At 71.8% G+C, this 7,028-nt stretch carries 7 protein-coding genes; 2 read left to right on the forward strand and 5 right to left on the reverse strand.

Going from position 1 to position 7,028, the window contains the following annotated elements; all coding sequences use genetic code 11:
• Positions 1-273: 273 nt before the first annotated feature.
• From ACI2LW_RS33420 to thyX, 3 genes are all read right to left on the reverse strand, one after another.
• Positions 274-1,959, reverse strand: coding sequence for a ribonuclease J (locus ACI2LW_RS33420; protein WP_404735020.1), 1,686 nt, complete (start codon positions 1,957-1,959; stop codon positions 274-276).
• A gap of 185 nt (positions 1,960-2,144) precedes the next feature.
• Entirely contained in the window at positions 2,145-3,044 is a 900-nt protein-coding gene (dapA, locus tag ACI2LW_RS33425) for a 4-hydroxy-tetrahydrodipicolinate synthase (RefSeq protein ID WP_404735021.1), read from the reverse strand.
• A gap of 223 nt (positions 3,045-3,267) precedes the next feature.
• A complete protein-coding gene (gene thyX / locus ACI2LW_RS33430; protein WP_404735022.1) occupies positions 3,268-4,008 on the reverse strand; it encodes an FAD-dependent thymidylate synthase in 741 nt (246 codons plus the stop codon).
• A 245-nt stretch (positions 4,009-4,253) separates the two neighbouring features.
• On the opposite strand from thyX, the gene ACI2LW_RS33435 reads away from it, so the two are divergent.
• Entirely contained in the window at positions 4,254-4,487 is a 234-nt protein-coding gene (locus tag ACI2LW_RS33435; protein WP_404735023.1) for a hypothetical protein, read from the forward strand.
• 110 nt (positions 4,488-4,597) lie between these two features.
• The gene (locus tag ACI2LW_RS33440) at positions 4,598-5,152 is read left to right on the forward strand and encodes a hypothetical protein (protein ID WP_404735024.1); all 555 of its coding nucleotides are present in this window, start codon (positions 4,598-4,600) and stop codon (positions 5,150-5,152) included.
• A gap of 350 nt (positions 5,153-5,502) precedes the next feature.
• Here ACI2LW_RS33440 and ACI2LW_RS33445 read toward each other — a convergent pair whose 3' ends face one another.
• Together ACI2LW_RS33445 and dapB are read right to left on the reverse strand one after the other, a co-directional pair.
• Positions 5,503-5,958, reverse strand: a complete 456-nt coding sequence (locus ACI2LW_RS33445) for a hypothetical protein (protein ID WP_404735025.1) — start codon at positions 5,956-5,958, stop codon at positions 5,503-5,505.
• Between the two features lie 88 nt (positions 5,959-6,046).
• Positions 6,047-6,799, reverse strand: a complete 753-nt coding sequence (gene dapB / locus ACI2LW_RS33450) for a 4-hydroxy-tetrahydrodipicolinate reductase (protein WP_404735026.1) — start codon at positions 6,797-6,799, stop codon at positions 6,047-6,049.
• Positions 6,800-7,028: the final 229 nt, after the last annotated feature.

The raw sequence follows: 7,028 nt of genomic DNA on the forward strand, positions 1-7,028 counted from the left end.
TCCGACTCTATCAGATCTTTCCGATCCGATTTCCTCGGCGCTTTCCAGGTTTCCGCTCTCGCGTTTCCCTTTCCGGCGGCTCCGACTTTATCAGAGATTCTGCGTCGGATTTCCCGCCTCCGGGGTGTCCCCATGGAGCGCATGAAGCGTTCCGGGTTCCCGTGCGGGCGGAGCCGTAAACGTACTGGAGCGGGGCGCCCCGATGCAAATCGAGGCGCCCCGCCACCAGTTCGCGCGTGCGGACCCGTCCCTGACGTTCCGTCGGGGACGGTGTCAGACCTCCACGACGACCGGGAGGATCATCGGCCGGCGTCGGTAGGTGTCCGAGACCCACTTCCCCAGCGTGCGGCGGACGAGCTGCTGCAGCTGGTGGATGTCGGCGATGCCCTCCTGGGCCGAGCGCTCCAGGGCCTCGCTGATCTTCGGGACGACCGCGCCGAACGCGGAGTCCTCGATGCCCGAGCCGCGGGCCTGGATGTACGGCCCACCGGTGATCTTGCCCGTGGTGGAGTCGACCACCACGAAGACCGAGATGATGCCCTCGTCTCCGAGGATCTTGCGGTCCTTCAGGGCGGGTTCGCCGACATCGCCCACGGACAGGCCGTCGACGTAGACGTAGCCGGCCTGGACCTTACCGGAGATCTTGGCCTTGCCCTCGACGAGGTCGACGGTGACGCCGTCCTCGGCGATGACGATCCGGTCGTGCGGTACACCGGTCAGTGCGCCGAGCTCGGCGTTGGCGCGCAGATGGCGCCACTCGCCGTGGACGGGCATGAGGTTCTTCGGGCGGCAGATGTTGTAGAAGTACAGCAGCTCGCCGGCCGAGGCGTGGCCAGAGACGTGCACCTTGGCGTTGCCCTTGTGGATGACGTTGGCGCCCCAGCGGGTCAGGCCGTTGATGACCCGGTACACCGCGTTCTCGTTGCCGGGGATCAGGGACGAGGCCAGGATCACCGTGTCGCCCTCGACGATACGGATCTGGTGGTCCCTGTTCGCCATCCGGGACAGCGCCGCCATCGGCTCGCCCTGGGAGCCCGTGCAGACCAGGACCACCTCGTGGTCGGGCAGGTCGTCGAGCGTCTTCACGTCCACGACCAGGCCCGGCGGCACCTTCAGATAGCCGAGGTCCCGGGCGATGCCCATGTTGCGGACCATGGAGCGGCCGACGAAGGCGACCCGGCGGCCGTACTCGTGGGCGGCGTCCAGGATCTGCTGGATGCGGTGGACGTGGCTGGCGAAGCTGGCCACGATGATGCGCTTGCGGGCGCCGGCGAAGACCTGGCGGAGCACGTTGGAGATGTCCCGCTCGTGCGGGGTGAAGCCCGGCACCTCGGCGTTCGTGGAGTCGGAGAGGAGGAGGTCGATGCCTTCCTCGCTCAGCCGGGCGAACGCGTGCAGGTCGGTCAGACGGTTGTCCAGCGGCAGCTGGTCCATCTTGAAGTCGCCGGTGTGCACGGCCATGCCCGCGGGGGTGCGGATGGCGACCGCCAGGGCGTCCGGGATGGAGTGGTTGACCGCCACGAACTCGCAGTCGAAGGGGCCGATGCGCTCGCGCCGCCCCTCCGCGACCTCGAGGGTGTAGGGCCGGATGCGGTGCTCCTGGAGCTTGGCCTCGATGAGGGCCAGGGTCAGCTTGGAGCCGATCAGCGGGATGTCCGGCTTCTCCCGCAACAGGAAGGGCACCCCGCCGATGTGGTCCTCGTGGCCGTGCGTGAGGACGATGCCCTCGATGTCGCCGAGGCGGTCACGGATGGACGAGAAGTCCGGCAGGATCAGGTCGATTCCGGGCTGCTCCTCCTCGGGGAAGAGCACTCCGCAGTCGACGATCAGCAGGCGCCCGCCGTACTCGAAGACCGTCATGTTGCGGCCGATCTCGCCGAGACCGCCCAGCGGGGTGACCCTCAGACCGCCCTCGGCAAGGGGCGGGGGTGTGCCGAGTTCAGGATGCGGATGACTCAAAAGACTCTCCTCACCACACACGCCACGTACCGGTGGGCACGTGGCGCGCGTGACGTTCGTGCAGAAGCAGTTGTCGTTGTGGGGTGCGGGCACCGGTGGCCCGCGTGTTCAGTTGTGGTGCCCGGTCTTCCGGCGTGGGCCGGGTGGCGCCGGGCGTGCGGGAGGATCCCCGCGAAGTCTCGTTGTCAGAGCTGTACCCCGCCGGCCGCAAGATCGATCTTGAGCTGCTCGGTCTCTTCGGCGGTGAGTTCGATCATCGGGGACCGCAACGGCCCCGCGGGCAGTCCCAGCAGGGCGAGCGCGGCCTTGGTGGTCATGACGCCCTGGGTGCGGAACATACCGGTGTAGACCGGCAGGAGCTTCTGGTGGATCTCGGTGGCCTTCTGCACGTCGCCCGCCGTGAAGGCCTCGACCAGGGCACGCAGGTCCGGGGTGACGACGTGGCCGACGACCGACACGAAACCGACCGCGCCCACGGAGAGCAGGGGCAGGTTCAGCATGTCGTCGCCGGAGTACCAGGCGAGACCGGTGCGTGCGATGGCCCAGCTCGCCCGGCCGAGGTCGCCCTTGGCGTCCTTGTTGGCGACGATCCGGGGGTGCTCGGCGAGGCGGACCAGCGTCTCGGTGGCGATCGGCACGCCGCTGCGGCCGGGGATGTCGTAGAGCATCACGGGCAGCCCCGTGGCGTCCGCGACCGCCTTGAAGTGCCGGTACAGGCCCTCCTGCGGGGGCTTGTTGTAGTACGGCGTGACGGTCAGCAGACCGTGCGCGCCGGCCCGCTCCGCGGCCCGGGCCAGCTCGACGCTGTGGTGGGTGTCGTTGGTACCGACGCCCGCCACGATGTGGGCGCGGTCGCCGACCGCCTCGAGGACCGCCCGGACCAGATCCGATTTCTCCGCGTCGCTGGTGGTGGGGGACTCGCCGGTGGTGCCGTTGATGATCAGGCCGTCGTTGCCTGCGTCCACCAGGTGGGTGGCGAGCCGCTGCGCGCCGTCGAGGTCGAGTGCGCCGTCCGCCGTGAAGGGCGTGACCATGGCGGTGAGGACCCGCCCGAAGGGGGTCTGCGGAGTCGAGGTCGGAGCCATGGGTAACACGCTACTCGTTGCTCGAAGCGGGGTCTGCCCTAGGGGCGGGCGGCAAGTCCTGACAAAGGTGGAGCCCGGCACTGCCTGCTCGGGGGTTCAAGCAGTGCCGGGTCCGTTTGATCAGGCTAGATGAACTTCTCCAAAGCCCGCAATACGGACACCTCGCGAGGCTGACGCGGGCGCCCGCGCCTGGGGCGACGGGGGCGCCCGGCGCGGCCGCGGACTACGGCGCGACCCGGCCGTTGGCATTGAAGGCGGCGTGCGTCAGCGGCATGAGCCTGGCCCACTCCGCCTCCATCCTCTCGCCCACCATCTCGATCTCCCGCTGCGGGAAGGACGGCACCTTGGCCAGCTCGTGCTGGGTGCGCAGCCCCAGGAAGTGCATCAGCGAGCGGGCGTTGCAGGTGGCGTACATCGAGGAGAACAGGCCGACGGGCAGGACCGAGCGGGCGACCTCGCGGGCGACGCCCGCGGCGAGCATCTCCTGGTACGCGGCGTACGCCTCCCGGTAGGAGTCCTCCATGACCCGGCCGACGAGCTCCTGCTGGGCCTGGGTGCCCTCGACGAACCGGTACTTGCCGGGGCGCCCCTCCTGCACCAGCTTGCGGGACTCGTCGGGGACGTAGAAGACGGGCTGGAGCTCGCGGTAGCGCCCGGACTCCTCGTTGTAGGACCAGCCGACCCTGTGGCGCATGAACTCGCGGAAGACGAAGATCGGGGCGCTGATGAAGAAGGTCATCGAGTTGTGCTCGAAGGGGCTGCCGTGCCGGTCCCGCATGAGGTAGTTGATCAGCCCCTTGGAGCGCTCCGGGTCCTTGCTCAGCTCTTCCAGCGACTGCTCGCCGACGGTCGAGACACGGGCGGCGAACAGCACGTCGGCGTCCGACGCGCTGTGCTTGACCAGCTCCACGGTGACGTCGCTGCGGAAGCTGGGCTTCGGGTCGTCGGCGGGGGTGTCGGTCACGGTTCGGGTGGTCCCTTCCATCACGTCTGCTGGGCGGCGCCCACTCTACGGCCCGCATGTGACATCGGGGCGTTCGGTGCCGGGAGGAGACATCTTCGGTGAAGATCCGTGAATCCGGGAGAAGCGGGCACCTTTCGGGACACCCGCTCGTCTGTGTCGGTGGGGGCCCGCGTTCGCGCATCTCGAGCGCCCCGGGCACCCCGGACACTCCGGCCACCGAGAGTCTTGGAAGGGAGCGGTACTCCATGTCCCGCCGGCGCGAGCCCGTCCCGTTCGCCTTTGTCGCCGAAGCCGACAGGTTCCGCGGCAACGTCACTCCCCCGCCTCCCCGGCGGGCGTCCGCGGGGCAGGTGGCCGGGCGTGTGCTGCTGGCCCTGACCATCGTGGCCGCCCTCGTGGGCTCCCTGGTCGTGGGGATGCCCGCGCTGTCGACCGGTCACTCCCCCACGCAGACGCAGCAGGCCTCCCACGGGCACTGACCCGGCGCTGACCCGGCACTGACCCCCTTGGCCCCCCACGGGTGGTGAGCGGGAACACGGCCGGATAGCCTCACCGGCACAGCCCAAGCATGGATCAGTGAGGACCAGCCGTGCCCCTGCCCTTCCTGACGGCCGACCGCGCCTTCGACCCGGCGGACGACATCGCGCTGCCGTCCGACGACCGCGAGCGCTGGCGGCGCCCCTACCGGCCCGGTCCGTGGCGGGTGGGCGCGGCCGCGCTCCTGCTGCTGCTCGCCTCGTTCGTGCTGTTCGCCGCGGTGGTGATCGCCCTCACGAGCAAGGCGTCCTCGGCCGGGTTCTGTCTCGGCGTCGCGCTGGCCGTCGTCGCCGCCGCGCTGCGGCTGCTGCGCATGGGCGTGTGGGTGAGCGCGCGGGGGCTGCGCCAGGTGAGCCTTCTGGTCACCCGTACGACGCCCTGGGACCAGGTGGTCAGCGTGCGCACGGTGCAGCAGCCGGTGCGCTGGCTGGGGCTGCCGCGCACGGTGCAGGGGCAGGCGCTGCTGATGGTCCGCGACGGGCGTGCCGCCCAGGACGTACCGCCCCTGCTGACCACGCACAACGCCGACTTCCTGGGGCGCCCGAGCGCGTTCGACCGGGCGGCGGACGCCGTGGAGGCGTGGGCCGAGGAGCAGCGCCGCCGCTGAGTCCGGCCGCCGTGGCCGGTGCGGCGCGACGGATGCCGGTGGGCCCGGTCCGCGAAGCCGCGGACCGGGCCCACCGGCGTGTGGGGGCTGTCCGCGGCGGCGGTGGCCGTCCGCGGGGACTGGTGGCAGGCAGCGGGAGCTGGTCAGGGGCTGGTGGACGGCAGCGGGGGCCGACGGCTGTCTGCCGGGGCCCGTGGCCGGCAGCGGCCGGGGCCCGCGCGGGGCAGTGGCTCCGCTCCGGGTGGGCCGTGGCCCCCGCTCCGGGTGCGCCGCGCCGTGCGGGCGGTCCGGGGTGGGCCGCGCTGATTCGGGCGGTCCGGGCTGGGCCGCGCTGATTCGGGCGGTCCGGGTTACGCGGGCTGGACCGGCTTGCCGTCGTGCAGGGCGATCGCCCGCTGCATGGCCTTGCGGGCGCGCGGGGTGTCGCGGGCGTCGTGGTAGGCCACGGCCAGCCGGAACCAGGTGCGCCAGTCGTCCGGAGCGGCCTCCGTCTCGGCCTTGCGCCGGGCGAAGACCTCGTCGGCCGAGTCCCGGTCGATGCGCCCGCTGGGCGTGCGCCTGAGGTCGTCGACGGGCAGGCCGCCCTCGGCGTCCAGCTCGGCGGCGAGCCGGTTGGCGTTGCGCACGAACCGGGTGTTCTGCCACAGGAACCACAGGCCGATCGCCGGCAGGATCAGTACGGCGATCCCGAAGGAGACGGTCACGGGTGTCCCGGACTCGATGAGCATGACGCCGCGGCTGCCGACCAGGAGGAAGTAGAAGACCAGGACGGCGGCCGTGACGAGGTAGGTGATCTTCGCGCGCATGTGGGGCTCGGGCTTCGGCTCTGCTCGGGACTCGGGACTCGGGACTCGGGACTCGGTGCTTCGGGACTCGTACTCGGGACTCGGGTGCTCAGGTGAGGTCGAGGAAGTGCTCCAGGCCGAAGGTCAGGCCCGGGGTGGTGACCACGCGGCGCACGCCGAGCAGGATGCCCGGCATGAAGCTGCTGTGGTGGAGGGAGTCGTGGCGGATGGTGAGGGTCTCGCCCTCGCCTCCCAGCAGGACCTCCTGGTGGGCGAGGAGGCCGCGCAGGCGGACGGCGTGCACGGGGACGCCGTCGACGCTCGCGCCGCGTGCGCCGTCCAGGGCGGTCGCGGTGGCGTCCGGGGCCGGGGCGGAGCCGGCCCTGGCGCGGGCCTCGGCGATGAGCTGGGCGGTGCGCGTGGCGGTCCCGGAGGGGGCGTCGACCTTGTTGGGGTGATGCAGCTCGACGACCTCGACCGACTCGAAGTACGGCGCGGCGATCTGCGCGAATTTCATGGTCAGCACGGCGCCGATGGAGAAGTTCGGGGCGATGAGCACGCCGGTCTCCGGGGACTGGGCGAGCCAGCCCTTCAGCTGGGTCAGGCGGTCCTCGGTCCAGCCGGTGGTGCCGACGACGGCGTGGATGCCGTGGCGGACGCAGAAGTCGAGGTTGCCCATGACCGAGGCCGGGGTGGTCAGCTCGACGGCGACCTGGGCGCCGTTCTCGGCGAGGGTCTCCAGCTTGTCGCCGCGGCCGAGGGCGGCGACCAGTTCCATGTCCTCGGCGGCCTCGACCGCCCGTACCGCCTCGGATCCGATCCGGCCCTGGGCTCCGAGGACCGCTACGCGCAGCTTGCTCATCTCTTGCTTCCTTACGACCGAAGGGGTGTACGACCGGAGGGTGCGGGCCGGGGGGGGGGGGGGGGGGGGGGGGGGGCGCCCCCCCCCCGCGGGGGGGGGGGGGGGGGGGGGGGGGGGGGGGGGGGGGGGGTGGGGGGGGGGGGGGGGGGGGGGGGGGGGGGGGGGTTGGGGGGGGGGGGGGGGGGCCCCCCCGGGGGCCCCCCCCCCGGGGGGGGGGGCCCGGGCGCCC

It is taken from the genome of Streptomyces sp. NPDC004065, assembly GCF_044903565.1.
Classification (GTDB): Bacteria; Actinomycetota; Actinomycetes; order Streptomycetales; family Streptomycetaceae; genus Streptomyces.

What these genes read in the sequence shown, in the direction of transcription:
- dapA (WP_404735021.1), bottom strand. Translation starts at nt 3,044, where the DNA reads ATGGCTCCGACCTCGACTCCGCAGACCCCCTTCGGGCGGGTCCTCACC.
- ACI2LW_RS33435 (WP_404735023.1), top strand. Translation starts at nt 4,254, where the DNA reads ATGTCCCGCCGGCGCGAGCCCGTCCCGTTCGCCTTTGTCGCCGAAGCC.
- ACI2LW_RS33445 (WP_404735025.1), bottom strand. Translation starts at nt 5,958, where the DNA reads ATGCGCGCGAAGATCACCTACCTCGTCACGGCCGCCGTCCTGGTCTTC.
- dapB (WP_404735026.1), bottom strand. Translation starts at nt 6,799, where the DNA reads ATGAGCAAGCTGCGCGTAGCGGTCCTCGGAGCCCAGGGCCGGATCGGA.